At 58.9% G+C, this 20,048-nt stretch carries 14 protein-coding genes and 6 pseudogenes; 6 read left to right on the forward strand and 14 right to left on the reverse strand.

Annotated elements, in window-relative coordinates; genetic code table 11:
- Positions 1–145: 145 nt before the first annotated feature.
- The 6 genes and pseudogenes from bioA to bioB form a co-directional block, all read right to left on the reverse strand.
- Positions 146–1,420 (reverse strand): adenosylmethionine--8-amino-7-oxononanoate transaminase, encoded by a 1,275-nt coding sequence (gene bioA / locus FDY98_RS02970; RefSeq protein WP_027957822.1) that lies wholly within the window; start codon positions 1,418–1,420, stop codon positions 146–148.
- Positions 1,417–2,106 (reverse strand): dethiobiotin synthase, encoded by a 690-nt coding sequence (bioD, locus tag FDY98_RS02975; RefSeq protein WP_027957823.1) that lies wholly within the window; start codon positions 2,104–2,106, stop codon positions 1,417–1,419. The genes bioA and bioD overlap by 4 nt, the downstream gene beginning before the upstream one ends.
- Positions 2,103–2,885, reverse strand: a complete 783-nt coding sequence (bioC, locus tag FDY98_RS02980; protein WP_027957824.1) for a malonyl-ACP O-methyltransferase BioC — start codon at positions 2,883–2,885, stop codon at positions 2,103–2,105. The genes bioD and bioC overlap by 4 nt, the downstream gene beginning before the upstream one ends.
- On the reverse strand, positions 2,882–3,628 hold the full coding sequence (locus FDY98_RS02985) for an alpha/beta fold hydrolase (RefSeq protein ID WP_027957825.1): 747 nt from the start codon (positions 3,626–3,628) through the stop codon (positions 2,882–2,884). The genes bioC and FDY98_RS02985 overlap by 4 nt, the downstream gene beginning before the upstream one ends.
- Positions 3,610–4,766, reverse strand: a pseudogene (gene bioF / locus FDY98_RS02990) (8-amino-7-oxononanoate synthase). Before bioF ends, FDY98_RS02985 begins: the two are co-directional and overlap by 19 nt.
- A pseudogene (gene bioB, locus FDY98_RS02995) lies at positions 4,759–5,833 on the reverse strand (biotin synthase BioB). The pseudogenes bioF and bioB overlap by 8 nt, the downstream one beginning before the upstream one ends.
- Positions 5,834–5,998: 165 nt before the next feature.
- On the opposite strand from bioB, the gene FDY98_RS03000 reads away from it, so the two are divergent.
- Positions 5,999–6,799 carry a tRNA-uridine aminocarboxypropyltransferase gene (locus tag FDY98_RS03000; RefSeq protein ID WP_051430468.1) on the forward strand — a complete coding sequence of 267 codons (801 nt, stop codon included), beginning with the start codon at positions 5,999–6,001 and terminating at the stop codon, positions 6,797–6,799.
- Here the strand turns inward: FDY98_RS03000 and FDY98_RS03005 are convergent.
- The 7 genes and pseudogenes from FDY98_RS03005 to def form a co-directional block, all read right to left on the reverse strand.
- Positions 6,734–8,008 carry a TraB/GumN family protein gene (locus tag FDY98_RS03005; RefSeq protein ID WP_027957828.1) on the reverse strand — a complete coding sequence of 425 codons (1,275 nt, stop codon included), beginning with the start codon at positions 8,006–8,008 and terminating at the stop codon, positions 6,734–6,736. The two genes, FDY98_RS03000 and FDY98_RS03005, sit on opposite strands and share 66 nt — an antisense overlap.
- Before the next feature lie 45 nt (positions 8,009–8,053).
- Positions 8,054–9,502 carry a TrkH family potassium uptake protein gene (locus FDY98_RS03010; protein WP_027957829.1) on the reverse strand — a complete coding sequence of 483 codons (1,449 nt, stop codon included), beginning with the start codon at positions 9,500–9,502 and terminating at the stop codon, positions 8,054–8,056.
- A 52-nt stretch (positions 9,503–9,554) separates the two neighbouring features.
- Positions 9,555–10,926: pseudogene (gene trkA / locus FDY98_RS03015) on the reverse strand (Trk system potassium transporter TrkA).
- A gap of 155 nt (positions 10,927–11,081) precedes the next feature.
- The gene (locus FDY98_RS03020) at positions 11,082–11,288 is read right to left on the reverse strand and encodes a dodecin (protein WP_008959783.1); all 207 of its coding nucleotides are present in this window, start codon (positions 11,286–11,288) and stop codon (positions 11,082–11,084) included.
- A gap of 50 nt (positions 11,289–11,338) precedes the next feature.
- Positions 11,339–12,673: a 16S rRNA (cytosine(967)-C(5))-methyltransferase RsmB gene (gene rsmB, locus FDY98_RS03025; protein ID WP_027957436.1), complete on the reverse strand. Its 1,335-nt coding sequence runs from the start codon at positions 12,671–12,673 to the stop codon at positions 11,339–11,341.
- A pseudogene (fmt, locus tag FDY98_RS03030) lies at positions 12,670–13,658 on the reverse strand (methionyl-tRNA formyltransferase). Before fmt ends, rsmB begins: the two are co-directional and overlap by 4 nt.
- A gap of 35 nt (positions 13,659–13,693) precedes the next feature.
- Entirely contained in the window at positions 13,694–14,206 is a 513-nt protein-coding gene (def, locus tag FDY98_RS03035; protein ID WP_009288390.1) for a peptide deformylase, read from the reverse strand.
- 222 nt (positions 14,207–14,428) lie between these two features.
- On the opposite strand from def, the gene FDY98_RS03040 reads away from it, so the two are divergent.
- The 5 genes and pseudogenes from FDY98_RS03040 to aroE all read left to right on the forward strand — a co-directional run bounded on the left by FDY98_RS03040 (position 14,429) and on the right by aroE (position 18,882).
- Positions 14,429–15,274 carry a hypothetical protein gene (locus tag FDY98_RS03040; RefSeq protein WP_027957434.1) on the forward strand — a complete coding sequence of 282 codons (846 nt, stop codon included), beginning with the start codon at positions 14,429–14,431 and terminating at the stop codon, positions 15,272–15,274.
- Positions 15,275–15,309: 35 nt separating this feature from the next.
- Positions 15,310–16,434 carry a DNA-processing protein DprA gene (gene dprA / locus FDY98_RS03045; RefSeq protein ID WP_009288392.1) on the forward strand — a complete coding sequence of 375 codons (1,125 nt, stop codon included), beginning with the start codon at positions 15,310–15,312 and terminating at the stop codon, positions 16,432–16,434.
- A 43-nt stretch (positions 16,435–16,477) separates the two neighbouring features.
- On the forward strand, positions 16,478–17,035 hold the full coding sequence (locus FDY98_RS03050; RefSeq protein WP_027957433.1) for an L-threonylcarbamoyladenylate synthase: 558 nt from the start codon (positions 16,478–16,480) through the stop codon (positions 17,033–17,035).
- Between the two features lie 62 nt (positions 17,036–17,097).
- Positions 17,098–18,006, forward strand: a pseudogene (hemF, locus tag FDY98_RS03055) (oxygen-dependent coproporphyrinogen oxidase); the annotation flags it as partial.
- Between the two features lie 39 nt (positions 18,007–18,045).
- Positions 18,046–18,882: pseudogene (aroE, locus tag FDY98_RS03060) on the forward strand (shikimate dehydrogenase).
- Positions 18,883–19,213: 331 nt separating this feature from the next.
- Here aroE and FDY98_RS03070 read toward each other — a convergent pair.
- The gene (locus tag FDY98_RS03070) at positions 19,214–20,026 is read right to left on the reverse strand and encodes a M48 family metallopeptidase (RefSeq protein WP_155705676.1); all 813 of its coding nucleotides are present in this window, start codon (positions 20,024–20,026) and stop codon (positions 19,214–19,216) included.
- Between the last annotated feature and the right edge of the window lie 22 nt (positions 20,027–20,048).

A 20,048-nucleotide genomic window follows, 5' to 3' on the forward strand; every position in this document is an offset into this window, starting at 1 on the left:
GTAAACCCGTCCATGGGCGCTACTTTTGTCATCTGACCGCCATGGATGGCGGAAATGCCGGAATTGTTGGGAACATTTTCCGGTCATGACAAAAGACCCCCGCTACAGGCTGATCCCGATCTCGTGTTTAGTAATCATTGTGGCTTTATTGAGGCCTTAAGAACCACGCCTTCATTACATCGGTAATCTGGCTAATTTCCGCTTCAGAAGTAATGTAGGCGGGCATGGTATACAGCCAGCGGCCAATGGGGCGCAGCCAAACGCCGCGCTCCCGGGCGAAATCGCCTACCCCCTTTAGCGCCTCGGCGGAGTGCGCTTCGATAACGGCGGTGGCGCCAAGGACTCGAACGTCAGCCACGGCCGGGTGCGCGTTCAGCGCCTGGTCTTCGAGTAGCTCACGCTGCAGCTGCTGGCTGAGCTTGGCAATCTTGTTCAGGTAATTCTCTTCCTCGAAGACGCGCAGGCTTTCCAGCGCCACCCTGCAGGCCAACGGGTTGCCCATAAAGGTAGGCCCGTGCATAAAGGCGTGCTGGGGTGTATCGCCGATAAAGGCGTCGTGGACACGATCCGTGGCGAGCGTTGCGGCGTGACCCAAATAGCCGCCGGTCAAGCCTTTGGAGAGCACCATAATATCCGGCGTGACGCCTGCGTGGTCAGCGGCAAACAGCTTACCGGCGCGGCCAAAGCCGGTGGCGACTTCGTCAAAAATTAGCAGCACCCCAAACTCATCGCACAGTTCCCTGGCGCCAGTAACATAGTCCGGCGAGGTCATATTGAGCCCGCCAGCTGCTTGTAAAAGTGGTTCCATCAACAGCGCGGCGATCTCTTCATGGTGGCGCTCAAGTACGCTGCGCAGGGCGCTAAGGTCGTGCTCGACCTGTTCAGCGGTGGCATCAAAAGGGGCCGTGGGCGCCGGGGCGAAATGGTGCTGGGGGAGCAGACTGGCGAACAGGCTATGCATGCCTTCTTCAGGGTCGCACACTGCCATGCAGCCGGTGGTGTCACCGTGGTAGGCCTTCATCAACGAGAGCATCTTTCGCTTGCCGGGGTGGCCGGTGAGTACCTGGTATTGAAGGGCCATTTTCATCGCCACTTCCATGCCCACCGAACCACTGTCTGAATAGAAAACGTGGTTCAGCCCGGCGGGGGTAATGCGCACCAGTTCACGAGCTAATTGATCGGCGGGCTCATGCGTCAAGCCGCCAAGCATCACGTGGCACAGCTCGCCTGCCTGTTCGCGAATGGCCGCCACCAAACGGGGGTGGCCATAGCCGTGAATCATGCACCACCAGGAGCAGGTGGCATCCAGCAGGCGTTCACCGCTCTCAAGCATAAAGTGAGCGCCCTCACCGCCAACCACCTTAGGTGCGGGTGTCTGGGTTTTTAGGTGAGCATAAGGGTGCCAAACTGGCGTTTTCATAACGGCTCCAGGGAAAGACAGGGGGCGGCATTCGCGGCGTTGGGGGCATCTAGATGGGGAATAATGCCTAAACAGGGAGCCGCCAGCTTGGCGTTTAGATGGGCAATATTGGCCTCAAAGCGGGCTGTGTCAGCCGCAAAAGCGGGGTCTACCACGCTGCCTGCCCAGCCGGCTAATACCAAGCCGTCGGCGCGAATGGCTTCTGCGGTTAAGCGGGCATGATTCAAGCAGCCCAGCTTTAGGCCAACCACCAGAATCACCGGTAGCTCAAGCGCCATCGCCAGGTCGGCAAAATCTTCCTGTTCGTTTAACGGTACGCGCCAGCCGCCGGCGCCTTCAATCAGAGTGATGTCTCTGGGTGTTTGGCTAAGCGTTTCGCGCAGCAAGCTAACGATGGTGCTAATCTCAAGCGGCTGACCCGCCTCTAACGCAGCGAGGTGAGGCGCAATGGCGGGGGCAAAGGCGATGGGATTCACCGTGGCGTAGTCGACCGGCGGCACGCTTTGATGCTGAAGGGCGAGAGCATCACTATTTTGCAGGCCTTCAGGCGTCGCTTGGCTGCCGGAGGCGATAGGTTTCAAGCCCAGCGTGCTCAACTGCTGTTGGCGGGCGGTATATAGCAATCCGCTGGTCACCAATGTTTTACCCGCATCGGTATCGGTGCCAGTCACAAACCAGACGTTCATAGCGATTTTTCCAATTGCAGCGTTAAGCAGTGGTAACTCACGGGTAGGCCTTCCGGTTGGCGGAGTTGTTCAAAGCGCGCTTGTGCGGCGGCGATGTCATTTCGACTAAGGCTGGCTTGTGGCCGGGCAATCTGGGCGCCGACACCTTTGATGGACGCCATTACCGCCTTCAAGTCAGGGTAATAGAAGCGCTCAACGGTGGCCGTCTGCCGGGTGATGGTTAAGCCGCTTTCGCCGATGGCTCTCTCGACGCTGGCGCGATCAGGCGTTTGCAGCAGCGCTTCGGGTCTCTGCCAGGCATGGCCAACTTCTTTTAACGTTCCTGGCAGCAGCGTCGTAATATGCGCCAATCCCCCGGGCGTGAGGACCCGGTAAAGCTGCTCCATCACCGCGCCAATGTCGGGGCACCACTGCACCGCCAGGTTGGAAAACACCAGATCAAATGCATGCTTACCAAACGGCAGTGCCGCGGCGTCTCCCGATTGCCAATGAATGCTTTCACCGTGGTGCTGGCGGGCCTGTTCCAGCATGCCGGGGGCTAAATCTAACCCCGTTATACGAGCATTCGGGTAACGTTCAGCCAACCGCTGTGTCCAGTAGCCGGTACCACACCCCATATCCAACACGTTAAAAGCGTGTGGAGGTAACGAACCCCAAAGCTTCTCGCCTATGTGGCGCTGGGCAGTGGCGAGCACATCATAGCGGGGAGCAGCCCGGGAAAAGGCGTGGGCGACCCGTGCCTGCCAGTTAACCTCAGCCTTCAGCGTTAGATCGTTCATAAAACCGCCGTACTGACGTCAGTCATCTGTCTGGCATGATGGCCAATCGTTGCTGCGAGTGCCTGGGGCTGCGAGAGCATCGGGCAGTGGCCGACATCGCTTAGGGGCTTGCTTACGCGGCGCTGGGCGGGGCTGATGAATGGATCATGGTCGCCGATGAGACGTACCACTGGGCAAGGGGGCGCCGCTAGGCGTGGGCGATTATCAATGGTTGCCAGCCAGTGTAGGCCGGTAGCCAAGGTGGGGCTGTCGGCAGGCGGTGTATCGCCCAATAAATCACGCAGTTGCCGGTGAACTTGCCGGGGGCCGGGCTCACCTTGTGTCTGCCAGCGCAAAAAGTGTTGCCAGGTCGCGGTGGGGTCGCGCTGAAAGGCGCGTTGGAAGGCACTCAGCTCGGCGCTAGTGACGCCACCTTTGGCGCTGACCTCGCCTTTGACACAGAACGTCTCCCCCGCACCGAGCAGAATCAGGCCCCGAGGTGGGGGAAGATATGCCAGTAGCGCCGTAGCAAGTAGCCCACCCAATGACCAGCCGACCCAGACCGCATCGCTGGCTAACGGCTCGGCCATAGTGTCGGCCAGCTCTTGCAGCGCCGCGTTAGCCTCAAGCGGCGGCGTATCGCCATAGCCAGGCCAATCCACCGCCTGGGCAGCTAGGCAGGCGGGCCAGTGCGCCTCAAGCGGCTGCCAAATACGCTGGCCGATTCCCCAGCCGGAGAGCAGGATTAAGCGCAGGGGCTGCATAACGCCTCTTGGTGCTGGCAGTGGTGGAGCGCGGCTAACAGTTGATCAATATCGTCGTGCTGATGGCGCGCGCTTAAAGTTACACGCAGACGGGATTCCCCCTTGGGCACCGTTGGCGGTCTAATCGCCCCCACTTGGATCCCCTTTTGCTGGAGCTGTACTGCCCAACTTAGGGTGCGCGCTTCCTCCCCCAGGATCAGCGGCTGAATGGGGTGGCCGAATCGCTGAGAGGTAGCCCCAGGTGCAGCGCCTCATGGCGAAAGTAAGCGATATTGGCGTTTAGCTGGGCGCGGCGTTCCGGTTCTCCCTGAACGATCTCCAACGCTTTTAAAGTTGCGGCGGCGATGGCCGGCGGCTGGGCGGTGGTATAGACATAGCTGCGTGAAAACTGGATCAGGTGATCGATTAACTCGGTATCACCAGCAACAAACGCCCCGGCGGTGCCTAATGCTTTTCCTAACGTGCCGACAAGAATCGGCACGTCCGTACTATTCCAGGTGCTGCCCACGCAGCCGCTGGCATTGTCGCCTAGCACGCCTACGCCGTGGGCATCATCGATCATCAGCCAGGCGCTGTGCTGCTGACTGACTTCGACAAGCGTGGCAATGTCGGCGATATCGCCATCCATACTGAAAACGCCATCGCTGACCACGAGCTTGTGCGCGCACTCACTGCGCGCCAGCAGGTTTTCCAGATCAATGGCATCGCGGTGATGAAAGCGCCGCGAGCGGGCACCGCTTAACGCGGCGCCATCAATTAGCGATGCGTGGTTGAGGCGATCCTGGAAAATAGCGGTATGGCGATCTGCCAGCGCTTGCAGCACGCCGAGATTGGCCATATAACCGGTAGAAAACAGCAGCGCACGTTCGCGGCCTGTCCAGCGTGCTAACGCTTCTTCCAGAGCGTCGTGAATCTCTAGATGACCGCTGACCAAGTGCGAAGCACCTGCACCCGCGCCAAACTGGCGCGCGCCTTCCGCCTGGGCTTCACACACGCGAGGGTCTAGGGTGAGGCCCAGGTAGTCGTTACCTGCAAAGTCGAGGGTATTGTTTTTGGCTACCTGACGAGTTCGCCAGCGCTCCGTCTGTTGACGATGAGCGCGGGCGTCGGCCAGACGCTGTTGCCACGCTTCAGACACTGGCGTCTACCGCCAGCTCGGCAACCCTTTCGGCGTGCACCTGCTGCTGTGTTGGGCAAGGCGTGCTGCTTGAGTATCTTCGCTTTCGCAGGTCTCGCGCTTCTCAGGGTGCAGGCCCAGCTTGGCAAACAGGGCACGGTCACGATCCACTTGGGGGTTGCCGGTGGTCAGCAGTTTATCGCCGTAGAAGATCGAGTTGGCGCCTGCCAAGAACGCCAGCGCCTGGGTCGATTCGTTCATCTGCTCGCGGCCAGCGGAGAGCCGCACATGGCTTTGCGGCATCATAATGCGGGCGACCGCAATGGCGCGTATGAACTCGATGGGGTCTAAATCTTCAACATTTTCCAGCGGCGTGCCGGGCACTTTCACCAGCATATTGATCGGCACGGATTCAGGGTGCGGTGAGAGCTTGGCCAGCTGTTGCAACAGGGCGCTACGGTCTTTGGCATCTTCACCCATGCCGAGAATCCCGCCAGAGCAGACCTTCATGCCCGCATCGCGCACGTTGGAGAGCGTTTCCAGCCGGTCGCTGTAGGTGCGGGTGGTAATGATCTCACCGTAGAACTCCGGCGAGGTATCCAGGTTGTGGTTGTAGTAATCGAGCCCTGCCGTGGCCAATCGACTGGCCTGTTCGCCGTCGACCATCCCCAGCGTCATGCAGGTTTCAAGGCCCACGGCTTTCACCTGACGAACCATCTCTTCGACCAGCAGTAGATCTTTATCCCGCGGGCTTCGCCAGGCGGCGCCCATGCAAAAACGGCTGGCACCTGCCTCTTTCGCTGCCTTGGCTTGTTCGACGACCTTTTCAATTTCCAGCAGCTTCTTTTTTCCAGCTGAGTGTTGTAGTGGCCGGATTGGGGACAGTATTTGCAGTCTTCGGGGCAGGCGCCGGTCTTGATCGACAGCAGGGTAGAGACCTGCACCGCGTTAGCATCGAAGTGGGCACGGTGAACCTGCTGGGCTTGAAACAGCAGGTCATTGAACGGCAGCGCGAAAAGCGCGTTGATCTCATCCAGCGTCCAGTCGTGGCGCTGCGCATGAAGAAGCTGTTCGTGATGCACGGTCATGGTGTAAACCTTTTTAACTTTAATAGTTGACGAGACTTTAGCGGCGTTGCGCTTTGGGTGTCAACGTTGGAGGTTTTTTAGGTTTACGGTGGTGGTGGAAACATTCGTCAAATGACGGCGTGCTCATTTATACTCGGCGCCCTTTTTCCACATTCTGGAGCGCGGATGTCTGATTTTGATAGCTCTGTTGTAGAGGGTTTAGTTAATCATGATTCAGTCGCCGAGCATCCGCGTCCGCCGCGGCGCGAGTTCAAGGCGCGAGGCAGTTTTGTCACCCGCTGCGATCACTGCCAGCTACCCATACTGAATTGCCTGTGCCCCTATCAGGTGAAGGCGGAGAGCCATGCCCAGGTGTGGTTGTTGACTCACCCGCTGGAGCACTTTAAGCCGACCAATACCGGGCGCTTGATTCGCGATGTGATCACAACGACACAGGTATTTAGCTGGTACCGCATGGCGCCGGATGCTCAGTTAGCTGAGTTGCTAAAAGACCCGCGTTACGCGCCCTTTGTGATCTTTCCGGATGATCAGCCCGATTACGCGGATCGGGTGGTGGGTATCGAAGCGGTTCACTCGGCGAAAGAGCAGGCGCGCATTCCGGTGTTTATCATTCTGGATGGCACCTGGCGTCAGGCGCGGCGTATGTTCCGTAAAAGCGCCTATCTGGATGCGTTGCCTGTGCTGCCATTGCGAACCGAGCGCGAGACGCGCTACCGGCTGCGCAAACCTGCGTCAAAAGCACACCTTTGTACTGCGGAAGTGGCTATCGAGCTGCTGCGCCAGGGCGGGGATACGGTTGCTGCGGACGTGCTGGATGACTACTTTGAGGTGTTTAACGATAGTTACGCGGCGAGCCGATTGCATCATAAAATCGACCCGCCTACTGCAGCGATGCGGCGCCTAGCCGCCAAACAGAGCGCCGGCAATTCGGAATCCGGCCACCCAAGTGCCCACCGCGGAGCCTAGCGTGGCGAGAATAAACACCAGCAGAGTGCGCGATACGCGGTTTTGCCACCAGCCTTTCAACTGCGTGACATCGTGGCGTAGCGATGAAAAATCGCGCACTTTGGGTTTGCGCATAAAGAGCTCAACCCCAGCGGCCACAAAGCCAGCGCCGATGGTGGGGTTCAGCGAGGTGAGCGGCGCGGCAAAGAAGGTGGCAATCACGGTCACCGGGTGCGCCATGGCGATAATCGTCGCACCGCCAGAGAGAATGCCGTTAATCAAGAACCACTCAAGCACCAGTTGCCAGCCAAGGTCGGTGTTGCGTGAAAAGCCAATCGCAAAGCCGGTAAGCACCAACGCGGTAATCAGCCACGGCAGCGCTTTCCAAAGCTTGGACGGTGGTGGGGTGGCTTCCAGCGATTCGCGCTCTACTTTTGGCTCCGCGGGCAGCGGGGCTTCAAGATGTTCGCCGGTACCTTTAAGGTGGCCTGCGCCGAGCACCACTAACACGTGCTGGTAGCGCCCCGGCGGCGCGTCTTCGGCCAAACGCAGTGCCATATAGCGGTCGCGCTCGCGAATCAGCGGTGTATAGAGCGCTTCCGACTCAGCGGCAAACTCGCTGAAGGTGGCCTCCAGCATATCGCCCTCTTTGAGTTTTTCGATGTCCTCTTTGGAGACATCTTGACGCGATAACACGCTGCCAAGCAGGCCTGAAAACAGCGAGAAGCGCTGCCACCAGGGCACATTGCTGTAAATGCGTTTCAGCGTTACGCCGACATCGCGGTCAACCAGCAACAGCGGCAGTTTCAGTCGGTTAGCTTCCTCAACTGCCGCACGCATTTCGGCCCCCGGCTGAATGCCGGATTGGTCGGCAATCCGTTGCTGAAAGGCGCCCAGCGCCAGGCTTGCGGCCACCATGCCCGCTTTACCTTGTTTAAAGACTTGGAACAGATCCTGCTCGCCCATGGCATCCGGGTTGGACATGCTGTGGTGGCGGGCGTCACATAACTCAATGGCCACTGCATCAAAGGCGCCGCTTGCCAATAGCGCATGCACGTCGTCGGCACTTTCCGCCGACACATGGGCCGTGCCCAGCAGCGTGTAGCGGGTTTCACCGACAGTGATTGTTTTTAACGGCCCGCTGGTGGCTGGCAGCGAAGTCGGTGTTTCAGCCAGCGACTCCGCTTCTGCGTTGGGCGTTTCGTCGTGAGATGTATCTTCGTGGTTCATTAACAGCTCTCAAATCGATCAATAAGGGGGGCAGGCGTGAAGCGCTTAACGCCGCCAGAAAGCGGGGGTAAACAGCACCAGTACCGTAAAAATTTCCAGGCGACCGAGCAGCATGGCCATCACCAGTATCCATTTCGCCAAGCTGGGTAAGTCGCCATAGTGGGTGCTGGCTTCGCCTAGGGCGGGGCCAAGGTTGTTGAGCGCAGACCCCACCGTCGACCAGGCGGTTACCTGATCAACCCCGGTTGCCATGACGCCCACTAGCATTAAAAAGAACAGCATCACGTAGACTGAAAAGAACCCCCATACCGCTTGAGCAATGCTGTCGGGGACACTGACTTTACCTACTTTGACCGCAATCACCGCATTGGGGTGGATCAATCGCATGATTTCACGCATGCCCTGCTTGAGGATCAGAATGATCCTTATCACCTTCATGCCGCCACCGGTAGAGCCGGAGCAGCCGCCAACAAAGGCTGCCACAAACAGTAAAAAGGGCAGGGCGCCGGGCCACATGGAAAAGTCGGCAACGCTGAAGCCTGCTGTGGTGGCCACCGACACGACTTGGAAAACCCCATGTCTCAGACCGCGCGCGGTGTCGTAGGTGTCGGTTAACCACAGAGAGAGCACGGTGACCACGGACAGCGCGAGTAGAAATAGCATCAAAAAGCGCGCTTCGGGGTCGTGAAAGTAGTGCATCAGGCTTTTTTCACGCCAAGCGATAAAGTGTAGGCTAAAGCTGAACGCCGAAATCAACATAAAACCCACGCATATCATCTCGATGGTAGCGCTATCGAAATAGCCGATGCTGGCGTCGTGAGTGGAGAAGCCACCAATGGCGACGGTGGAAAAGCTATGGCTCAAGGCATCGAACCAGCTCATGCCCGCTAACATATAGGCGATCATGCAGGCCAGGGTGAGCGTGGCGTAGATATACCACAGCGCCTTGGCGGTTTCGGTGATGCGTGGTGTGAGCTTGGAGTCTTTCAACGGCCCAGGAATCTCGGTGCGATACAGCGCCATACCGCCCACGCCTAGAGTGGGCAAAATGGCGACGGCCAAAACGACGATCCCCATGCCGCCCAGCCACTGGAGCTGCTGGCGATAGTAGAGAATCGACTCGGGTAGAAAATCGATGCCGGTAATCACCGTGGCGCCGGTAGTGGTTAAACCGGAGAACGACTCAAATACCGCATCGGTGACGCCGAGAGAGCCTTCGCCGAATAGCATCAGCGGCAGCGAGCCGAACAGCGCCAGCACCGTCCAAAACATTGCGGCGATAATAAAACCGTCGCGGATACGCAGCTCTTTTTGCGAGTGTCGATTGGGAAGGTAAAGCAGTAATCCCGTCGCCACCGAAATCGCAATACCGCTAATAAAGGCACTCCACACGCCGTCACGAAACCAGAGTGAAATCAGCGTTGGGGGGAGCATGGTAAGGCTGAAGAGCATCAGCAGCAGCCCCAAAATGCGCAAAATAACCCGCAGACTCATGGTTGTCGCATGCTCCTGTTATTAGCAGCCAGTGGCCGTGGTTCGAGGGTTATCAAAAGAACGTCAAGCCGACCTGGAACAGGCGCTCCACATCGCGAATGCGGCGCTTGTCGATCACAAATAGAATCACGTGGTCACCGCTCTCAACCATCACGTCGCCGTGGGCGATAATGACTTCCTTGCCGCGCACAATCGCACCGATGGTGGTGCCCTCGGGCAGGTCGATCTCGCGGATGGTACGCCCGACCACCTTGGAGGACTGCTTATCGCCGTGGGCGATGGCTTCAATGGCCTCGGCGGCGCCCGGCGCAGCGAGTGAACGTTGACGATATCACCCCGACGCACGTGGGTGAGCAAGCTGCCGATGGTCGCCTGCTGGGGAGAAATAGCGATATCGATCTCGCCCCCCTGCACCAAATCCACGTAAGCGGCGTTGTTAATCAGCGTCAGCACCTTCTTCGCCCCCAAACGCTTGGCGAGCAGCGACGACATGATATTGACTTCGTCGTCGTTGGTCAGCGCGCAGAAGATATCGCACTCTTCGATATTCTCCTCTTCCAGCAGACGCTTGCTGGTGGCACTGCCATGGAGCACCACGGTGCGATCCAGCCGCTCAGAGAGGGTAGTGCAGCGCTCCAGGCTGTGCTCGATGATCTTGACCTGGTGGCTATGCTCCAGGTGTTCGCCAGCCGCTCGCCGATATTGCCACCCCCGGCGATCACTACCCGGCGGAAGTCCCGCTCGACCCGGCGTAGCTCGCTCATTACCGCGCGAATATCCCGGCGGGCGGCAAGGAAGAACACCTCGTCGTCAGCCTCGATGACCGTATCGCCACGGGGGATAATTGGTCGGTTACGACGGTAAATGGCGGCTACGCGGGTATCCACGTTGGGCATATGGCGGCGCAAAAAGGCCAAGTCCTGACCCACCAGCGGGCCACCGTAGAACGCCTTCACCGCCACCAGCTGTACCAGGCCACCGGCAAACTCCAGCACCTGCAGGGCACCGGGATGCTCAATCAGGCGACGTACATGATCGGTGACCACCTGCTCGGGGCTGATCAGTACATCAATGGGGATCGCTTCATGGGCAAAAAGGCCTTTACGGGTCAAATACGCGGTGGCGCGCACCCGGGCAATTTTGGTCGGGGTGCGAAACAGCGTATGGGCGACCTGGCAGGCGATCATATTGATCTCGTCGCTATTGGTGACAGCGATCAACATATCGGCGTCTTCGCAGCCAGCCTGACGCAACACAATCGGGTAGGAACCTGCCCCAGTGACGGTGCGGATATCGATTTTGGTGTGCAGCTCGCGCAGTTTTTTGGCGTCGGTGTCAACGACGGTGATGTCGTTCTCCTCGCGGGCGAGGTGTTCAGCCAGTGTGCCGCCGACCTGGCCGGCGCCGAGAATGATGATTTTCATTGCTGAGCATCGGTTCCATTAAAAGCGCCAGCGCGCGATGTCGTTAAGGCCTTGTTTTTAAGAACATGCCGACAAGGTCAGGCAACGGTCTATCATGCGTTGCAATAAAGACGGCGGCCAGTGTAAACCAGCCGCCGTCGAAAAGCAGGTGAGGATTACTCTAGCGTAAAGCCGACTTTAACCGTGACCTGCCAGTGGGCCACTTGGCCATCTTCAATATGGCCACGGGTATCGACTACTTCCAGCCAGCGCATGTGCTTAATCGTTTCTGACGCCTTGGCCAGTGCATTCTGAACCGCTTCCTCAATGCCCTTCTCGGAAGAGCCGGTCAGTTCCACGTGCTTGTAAGTATGATGACTCATAGTACCTCCTTCCTTGTCATGAAATCACTGCCCCCGGCATCAGTGAACGCCTAGGCAGTGCGCTTCTCTAGTCTGGCATAAAAAAAGCCATCGTGACTGTTCTGGGCTGGAAACAGCTGGCGACCCGCGCCGCTGGAAATGCCCCAGGCAACATCGTTAGGCGTGGTGACATGGGCGTCAGGGGTGCGGGCGAGAAATGCCTCAATCTGCTCACTGTTCTCTTCCGGAAGCACCGAGCAGGTGGCGTAGAGCAGGGTGCCGCCTTCGCGCAGCATCGGCCAAAGGTTGTCTAACAGCTGACGTTGAAGCTTGGCCAGCGGCCGGATATCGTCTTTGCGCCGCAGCTTCTTGATATCCGGGTGACGGCGGATAACACCGGTGCCAGAGCAAGGGGCGTCGAGCAGGATGGCATCAAACGGCGTGCCGCTCCACCAGTCGCGCTCGGTCGCATCGGCGTGTTGGAGAACGGCCTCTACGCCTAGTCGGCTAAGGGTATCTTCCACCCGTGCCAGGCGCTGATTATCGCTATCGATAGCGGTAAGATTGATGTCGAACAGTTCGAGCAAATGGGCCGTTTTGCCGCCGGGGGCGCAGCAAGCATCCAGAACATGTGCACCTGGCCGTGGCGCAAGCACGGGCCCCAGCAGTACTGCCGAGAGTTGGGCGGCCTCGTCCTGAACGCTAATATGTCCCGCTTCGAAGCCAGGCAGCGCCGTGACATCGCAGGGTGTTTCCAGCGTGATGGCGTCTGGGGCGTGGGGGCACAGGTGACCACTCAACCCCTGCTCGGTCAACTGCGACAGGTAGGCTTCACGATCATTGTGGTGCTGATTCACTCTCAACGTCATCGGGCCTGACTGGTTGTTGGCTTCGACAATCGCCCGCCACTGCTCTGGCCATGCCTGACGCAAGACGTTAAGTAGCCAGGGTGGATGTTCTAACGCGACGCTCTCATCCCGGTCTACTTGGGCCTGGAGCGCCTCGGATTCGCGCTGCAATCGCCGCAAACAGCCATTTAACACGCGGGTGGCCCACTCCTTATTCAGCAAGCGCGCAGCGCCCGCGGTTTCACCTACTGCCGCGTGGGCTGGAATGCGCATGTACAACAACTGGTAAATACCCAGCAGCAGCAGCGCCTGAACATCGCTGTCGCGCTTTTTAAACGGTTGCTTAAGTAATGTGCCCGCTAAGGCTTCCAGACGCGGTAAGCGGCGGCAGGTGCCAAAGCAGAGCTCTTTGAGCAGCCCGCGGTCGCGAGCCACCACGCTGTGCTCATCCAGCCCCGCCAGTGAGCCTTGGTCGCTGAGCACCGGGGCCAGCGCGCGAGCCGCCGCGGCGCGGACTTCCTGACCACTGCCGCCTTGGGGGGAGCGCTTTTGGCTCATGGTGTTTCTCCTTCGCTGGCCTGAGCCGCTGGTTTACCAAGACGAGTACCGGTAGCAAGGCGCGCGTGGCGGGCATTGAGTAAGTCACGCACGTCCATGGCTTTACCGCCGGGCAACTGTGCGCTGCTCACGCATAGTACCTCGCGGCCATCGATACCACAGGCAATGCGCAGATGATCGACACCATGCTCAAGTAGCGTGCCTGGGGCGCTTGGTGGTTGCTCGCCTTCTTCTACGTTCGCCATCAGCAAACGTAGGCGATCATCGCCCAGTGCGCACCAAGCCACCGGCCAGGGGTTGAAAGCGCGAATTTTGCTGGCTAACTGCTGGGCGGGCTGGGCAAAGTCGAGCTCGGCTTCCGCTTTGCTCAGCTTGGCGGCATAGGTGACGCCTTCCTCGGGCTGAGGCGTGGCATGCGCGGTGCCGGTGGCCAGGGCATCCAGCGTGTTGATCAACGCATTGGCGCCTTGAATCGCGAGACGGTCGTGCAAATCGCCGCCGGTGGTGCGGTTCGTAATGGGCGTGCGCACTTCCGTGAGCATCGCCCCGGTATCCAGGCCAGCATCCATCTGCATGATAGTTACACCCGATACGCTATCACCCGCCTCGATCGCCCGCTGTATGGGGGCAGCGCCGCGCCAGCGGGGCAGCAGCGAAGCGTGAACGTTAACGCAGCGAGACGCGGTATGTCCAACACGGCCTGAGGAAGCAGCAGTCCATAGGCCACAACGACCATAATGTCGGCATTGAGCGCGGCCAGCTCGGCTTGAGCCTCGGGTTGCTTTAACGTCTGAGGCTGATAGACAGGCAGGCTGTGTTCCAGAGCCAGCTGTTTGACCGGGCTGGGCGTTAGCTTACGGCCGCGGCCAGCGGGGCGGTCGGGTTGGGTATACACCGCCACCACCTCATGCTGGCTTTCCAGCAGCGCGGCAAGGCTAGAGGCGAATTCAGGCGTGCCAGCAAAAATAACGCGCAATCGTGACATATAAAGAGGGCTACCTGGCGTGAATGAGAGAAGTGTTAGGCGTCCTGCATCTGCTTGTGGCGTTTCTGCATTTTCTTGCGGATACGGTCGCGCTTTAGCGGCGACAAGTAGTCAACAAACAGCACACCCTCAAGGTGGTCGTACTCGTGCTGAATACAGTGTGCCAGCAGACCCTCTGCCTCTAACTCATAGGCCTCGCCATTACGATCCAGCGCGTTGAGCTGCACCTTAAGATAGCGCGGCACTTCGGCGTAGTGCTCGGGAATCGACAGGCAGCCTTCCGAAAGTGGCTCTTTCTCGTCGCCAATGGGTGTATAGCGCGGGTTGATGAGCACCAGCGGCTGGGAGTTATCGTCGCTGACATCCATGACGACAATACGGCGATGGACATCGATCTGGGTCGCGGCTAGACCGATACCACGGGCGTCATACATGGTCTCCAGCATATCGTCGACGAGCTGGCGTACCTCATCGTCGACGGTTTCCACCGCAGCGGCCTTGGTGCGCAGGCGCTCATCGGGGAATTCAAGAATAGGAAGTTTGGCCATGGCGTTACAATCACCGTTATGCTGAGTCTAAATTAAGTCAAGCTAGGTAGTGACGAGCGTCTTCTAACCTAGGTACTTTATGATGGGTCACTATATCATGCTGTCAACGTTTCTGGGCATGGGCGCCCGATACGCACTGGGTCTCAGCAGCAACAGAATGACTGCGCTTATGCAGCGCTTCGACATGGAACTAAGAGTGATGCATTTTCTTGGGAGAACTGGATGGCGGCAAAACAACACGCCTACCGGAGGGCTTTGAGTGGTTTGCTGCTGAGCGCAGTGGTGCTGGTGAGTATTGATGCCACCGCTTGGGAGCGTGATCAGACAGTGATTAAACTCTCGCCTCAGGTGCGTACCTTGCCCCATCGTGAAGCGATCGAGCCCATCGCCTTGGAGGAAGCACGAGCCTTTCTGCGCGAACACCGCGTCGTCGATGATACCGAGGCGTTGCAGGAACTGGCTTACGTAGTGGCGGGAGATGATCGCCGCTTGATCAGTGGTGCGGGAGATAGGTTATACGTGCGTGGCGTTGTGCCACACCATGGTCAGGTGGGTATCTATCGGCAGTCGGAGCCCTACCTGGCAATGGATGGCACGCCGCTGGGCTTAGAACTGATCAACGTTGGCATCGCTCGCCACGTCAGCAGTGAAGGCGATATTGCGCAGCTTGAAGTCGTTAGTTCCCATCAGGAAGTGCGGGTTAACGATATTGTGTTGCCCTTGGAGGAGCGCGAGCTGAGCCGTGAGTTTATGCCCCGCGCGCCGCCCAATGCGGTGGAGGGTCATGTTATTGCCGTGCCAGGTGGCGTGCGTTTTATTGGCCGTTTTCAGATCGTTGCGCTGGATCTTGGCACCCTGGATGGTTTGCAGGCGGGGCATGTGCTGCGAGTCAATCAGCAGGGTGAGCTGATCAACGACCCACGTACCCAGGAGCTGGTGCAACTGCCCAGCACAGAGGCGGGCAGTGTGATGGTCTTCAAGCCCTATGATCGCGTCAGCTATGCCTTGGTGATGCAGGCGTCCCGGATACTGGAAGTGGGCGATGGGGTTGGGTCAGCGACGAACTAACAGGCGGCACACAAAGACGTTTAAAAGGAGGAAGTATGGACGCCCAGGCGTGGCTGGTGGTCAATGCGTTGCCGGGTATGGGGGCGCTGCGTATCGCGCAATTATTAGCCCGTCAGCCGCAGTGGCCAGAAGGCTGGCTGGCAGCACTGCCCAGCCGTGCTGCCAGCGAGTTGCGCCTGTGGCTTGAACATCCCACGCGCAGCCCGTTGCAAAATGTGGTTGATGAAACCCTGGCGTGGCAGCGAAGCGGCCCAAGTCGCCATGTGCTGCATCGAGATCACCCCGCTTGGCCTGCGCTGTTAAATGAATTGCCCGACCCGCCTGTGGTGCTCTGGGCCCAGGGGGATCTTAGCGCCCTGGAGGGCCCCAAACTTGCCATGGTAGGCACTCGTCGCCCCACCGGCGAAGGTACCCATAACGCCCAAACCTTCGCTCGCGATCTAGCCCGCCGCGGCTGGTGCGTGGTCAGCGGTATGGCCTTGGGAGTTGACGGTGTTGCCCAGCGCGCAGCGCTAAATGCCGGTGGGCGCACGATCGCTGTACTCGGCTGCGGCGTAGATGTGATCTATCCCGCCTCTCACCGTGATCTTCACGAACAGCTTAGCTCTCTACCCGGTGGCCTGGTGGTGTCAGAACATCCGCCAGGTACGCTAGCCCGCCCGGCGTTTTTCCCGCGGCGCAACCGAATCGTTACCGGCCTCTCGCTCGGTACCCTAGTGGTCGAAGCCACCGAAAAAAGCGGTTCGCTGGTCAGTGCACGGCTTACTCTAGAGCAAAATCGCGAACTGTTTGTGCTGCCCGGTTCGCTACACAATGTACAGGCCCGCGGCTGCTTGACACTACTGCGTCAAGGCAGTGCGCACCTGGCCTGTAGCGTCGACGATATCATCGCTGATCTTGGCCACTGGGCGGAGGCGTTTATCCCGCCTGAGACGGAAGAACAGCCATCTGAGCAAGAACCGCTACCCGATAGTTTGTCCGACGATAGCTTGCCCGATTCCTTATTAGCGTCATTATCGGCCACGCCGACGCCTATTGATCTCTTGGTGCACGCCACTGGCGTGACGGTCAGCGACTGCCAGCAGCGCCTACTGATGCTGGAGTTAGAAGGCTGGGTTGCACAGCAGGCGGGAGGCTGGGTGCGGTTGCCGCGGCCATGATAGGATAAAGTCATTAAAGGCCTGTTAGCCGTGAGGAGAGAGCATGAGTTTGGCGACCGATCTAGCCCCTGCGATTAGCGCGCTGCGTAGTGGGGGAGTGATTGCCTGTCCCACTGAAGCGGTTTGGGGGTTCAGCTGTGACCCCGAAAACGACGCAGCCTTAGCCCATCTAATGCGCATGAAAGAGCGCGACCCTGCCAAGGGCGTCATCCTTGTTGCTGCCAATATTGGCCAGTTCCACCCCTGGTTGAGCCAGCTTCCCCTCGCGATGCATGCTCCTCTTGCGGCAAGCTGGCCGGGGCCCAATACCTGGCTAGTGCCTGATTATGGCCGCAGCCATGGGCTGGTGCGTGGCGCCCACGAGCGCGTAGCGCTGCGGGTGACCGACCACCCGGTGATGAAAGCCCTGTGCGAAGCTTTCGGTGGTCCGTTGGTATCAACCTCGGCCAACCGTTCGGGGGAACCGCCCGCGATGAGCGCCGCCGAGATTACTGACATCTTTGCTGATGAAGTGGCCTATATAGTGCAAGGCGAGCTGGGTGGCAATGCCAAACCCAGCACCATTAGAGACCTAGCCACCGGTAAAATCATGCGTTCTTAAACCGGCTCTCCAACTATTCACCACTCACCCATTACGACTCACCAATGCCCCCAGGAGTTACCGTGGCCCACGAGCACCTTGATGACGTTAAACGCTACCTTCTTGATCTGCAGGATCGGCTCTGCGCTGGATTGGCAAAAGCCGATGGCGCTGCCCAGTTCCAAGAAGATAGCTGGGAGCGTGCAGAGGGCGGTGGTGGTCGATCACGGGTGATGACCCATGGCGGCGTATTTGAAAAAGGCGGCGTCAACTTCTCCCATGTCTATGGCACCCAGCTGCCGCCTTCGGCCACCGCCGCGCGCCCTGAACTTGCTGGTCGCAGCTTCCACGCGGTGGGCGTTTCCTGGGTGCTGCACCCGGAAAACCCCCATGTGCCTACCAGCCATGGCAACGTGCGCTTCTTTATTGCCGAGAAAGCCGGCGAGCCGCCGGTGTGGTGGTTTGGCGGCGGTTTTGACTTAACGCCGTTTTATCCCGTGATGGAAGACGTGGTGCACTGGCACCGGGTGGCAAAAGCCGCCTGCGACCCCTTTGGCGATGATGTTTATGCGCGCTATAAGGCCTGGTGCGACGAGTACTTTTACCTTAAGCACCGCGATGAAACCCGCGGCGTCGGTGGGCTGTTTTTCGATGACCTGAACGAAGGTGAGTTTGCCGATTGTTTTGCCGTTCAGCGCGCGGTGGGCGACAGTTTCTTAGCGGCTTATTTGCCCATCGTTGAGCGCCGTAAAAATGACGCCTGGGGCGAGCGGGAGCGCGACTTCCAGCTTTACCGCCGTGGCCGCTACGTGGAGTTCAACCTGGTGTGGGATCGTGGCACGCTATTTGGCTTGCAGAGCGGCGGGCGCACGGAGTCAATTTTGATGTCAATGCCGCCAATGGCGCGCTGGGAGTACGCCTTTGAGCCAGAGTCCGGCAGTCCCGAAGCGCGCTTGCAGGATTTCTTACACCCGCGGGACTGGCTCGGCGAATTCGCTGAGGATGCATCAAGGAAAAAGCGGAGAGCTCTCATGACCGATCGCTACTGCGTGTTTGGCAACCCGGTCAAACACTCCAAATCCCCGCAGATCCACGCTGAGTTTGCCCATCAAACGCAACAAACCCTTGAGTACACCGCTGAAGAAGCACCGGTGGATGGCTTTGCCGGTGCGTGGCGGGCGTTTATCGACGCGGGCGGGCGTGGCGCCAACGTTACCGTGCCGTTCAAGGGAGATGCCTTTGCGCTGTGCGACACCTTGAGCCATCGCGCCCGTCGTGCAGGGGCGGTGAATACGCTGATCCTGGGTGGCAATGGCCGTACCTACGGCGATACTACCGATGGCATTGGCCTAGTGCGCGATTTGGCCTATCACCGCGTGGCGTTAGCAGACAAGCGCATTTTGGTGGTAGGCGCAGGCGGCGCCGTGCGCGGCATTCTGGAGCCCCTGCTTGCCGAGGAGCCCAGTGAAATCGTCGTGGTCAACCGCACCGCCGCCAAGGCCGAGCAGCTGGCCAGCGATTTTGCTGATCTAGGGCCTATCCATGGCGGCGGTTTTGATACCGTTAACGGCACTTTTGATGTAGTGATTAACGGCACCAGTGCCAGCCTATCAGGCGATTTACCGCCGTTGCCTGATACGTTGTTCAATACCAATGCCTGGGCCTACGACATGATGTATGGGGCCGAGCCGACGGTATTTTTACAGTGGGCAGGCCCGCGCGGCGCGAAGTTGCTTGACGGCTTAGGCATGCTGGTCGTAGCAGGCCGCTGAGTCGTTTTTTCTATGGCGCAATGTTCGTCCTGAAACGCGCCTGTGCGAGAAATGCTGCGCCAATCACTTAAACTATTCATAGCCGCATCCAACTAACGCTGCTAAAAAGCGGGGGCGGATACTGTATCCGCCCCACTTTTATTGATGCCGCTAATAACGTTTCACTTAGCGCGCTTAACGTACAAGCCAAGCGTGCACATCACCAGCCCCACCACGAGAGCAGCATGCCGCCATTGACTAACAGCGGCGAACGCTCCAGCCAGGAGACAAACGGTTGCGGGGTGTCTCTACAGGCACTCTCGATATAGTCCCAATGGCCGCCATCAAAGCTGGCACGCGCGTACGTCGTTTAGCTCCCAGAAATACACGCCCATCAGCACAAACAGCGGCAGTACAGTAGCAGTAATCCAGCTTAATCATTTAAACCTCAAGATCCGTAAGGACGCGGGCAGTTGGGTGTACGACCATTGCTGCGAGCCTGCTCGTACAAGGCAAGTGCTTGATCCATATTACCCTGCAGCCCTTGAATGCGCTGGCCTTGGCCAGGGTGAGTCGACATCCACTCGGGGGGCGCACCGCCACCTGTGGCCGCCTGCATATTTTCCCAAAGGGTCACGCTCTCACGGGGATTGAAACCGGCTTGAGCCATGAGATCCAAACCAATCACATCGGCCTCACTCTCATGGGCCCGGGAGAAGGGAAGTACGATGCCGTACTGTGCGCCCATGCCGAGCACGCCCATGAGTTGCTGGCCACCGGCAGACTGCATGCCAGAGGTGCTGGAAATCACCGACAGGCCTAATGAGGTGGCGCTCTCGGTGGAGGCGCGCTCATTGGCATGGTTGGCCAGTACGTGACCAATTTCGTGACCGATAACGGAAGCAAGCTGATCCTGGGTCGTGGCAATATCCAGCATGCCGGTATTCACGCCCATATAGCCGCCGGGAAGCGCGAACGCGTTGGGCTGTTCGGACTCAAATACGCGAATTTGCCAGTCTAGCTGCCGCTGTTCGGCGGGGAGTTCCGCCACGATGGCATCGGCAATACACTGCACATAGCGGTGGCTGGCCTGGCCCGCCGTGGGCAGCTCCTGCTGATATTGAGTGAACGCTTGGCGCCCCATCTCATTCAATTCGCTATCAGAGAGCAACAGCAGTTGCGAGCGTCCGGTGGGCGAGGTGGTACAAGCGGCGATAGACGCACATAGTGCGGTAACAGCGAGAGGGCGAAGCCAGCGCATGAGTCGGTTTCCTTATAGACGA

This window comes from Halomonas sp. PA16-9, from assembly GCF_009728585.1.
GTDB lineage: Bacteria > Pseudomonadota > Gammaproteobacteria > Pseudomonadales > Halomonadaceae > Vreelandella > Vreelandella titanicae.

Excerpts from the sequence above, each read along its gene's own strand:
- bioC (WP_027957824.1), bottom strand. The coding sequence starts at position 2,885 with ATGAACGATCTAACGCTGAAGGCTGAGGTTAACTGGCAGGCACGGGTC.
- dprA (WP_009288392.1), top strand. The coding sequence starts at position 15,310 with ATGGACGCCCAGGCGTGGCTGGTGGTCAATGCGTTGCCGGGTATGGGG.
- bioD (WP_027957823.1), bottom strand. The coding sequence starts at position 2,106 with ATGAACGTCTGGTTTGTGACTGGCACCGATACCGATGCGGGTAAAACA.
- def (WP_009288390.1), bottom strand. The coding sequence starts at position 14,206 with ATGGCCAAACTTCCTATTCTTGAATTCCCCGATGAGCGCCTGCGCACC.
- FDY98_RS03040 (WP_027957434.1), top strand. The coding sequence starts at position 14,429 with ATGGCGGCAAAACAACACGCCTACCGGAGGGCTTTGAGTGGTTTGCTG.
- FDY98_RS03070 (WP_155705676.1), bottom strand. The coding sequence starts at position 20,026 with ATGCGCTGGCTTCGCCCTCTCGCTGTTACCGCACTATGTGCGTCTATC.
- FDY98_RS02985 (WP_027957825.1), bottom strand. The coding sequence starts at position 3,628 with ATGCAGCCCCTGCGCTTAATCCTGCTCTCCGGCTGGGGAATCGGCCAG.
- FDY98_RS03000 (WP_051430468.1), top strand. The coding sequence starts at position 5,999 with ATGTCTGATTTTGATAGCTCTGTTGTAGAGGGTTTAGTTAATCATGAT.
- FDY98_RS03020 (WP_008959783.1), bottom strand. The coding sequence starts at position 11,288 with ATGAGTCATCATACTTACAAGCACGTGGAACTGACCGGCTCTTCCGAG.
- FDY98_RS03010 (WP_027957829.1), bottom strand. The coding sequence starts at position 9,502 with ATGAGTCTGCGGGTTATTTTGCGCATTTTGGGGCTGCTGCTGATGCTC.
- FDY98_RS03005 (WP_027957828.1), bottom strand. The coding sequence starts at position 8,008 with ATGAACCACGAAGATACATCTCACGACGAAACGCCCAACGCAGAAGCG.
- rsmB (WP_027957436.1), bottom strand. The coding sequence starts at position 12,673 with ATGAGCCAAAAGCGCTCCCCCCAAGGCGGCAGTGGTCAGGAAGTCCGC.
- FDY98_RS03050 (WP_027957433.1), top strand. The coding sequence starts at position 16,478 with ATGAGTTTGGCGACCGATCTAGCCCCTGCGATTAGCGCGCTGCGTAGT.
- bioA (WP_027957822.1), bottom strand. The coding sequence starts at position 1,420 with ATGAAAACGCCAGTTTGGCACCCTTATGCTCACCTAAAAACCCAGACA.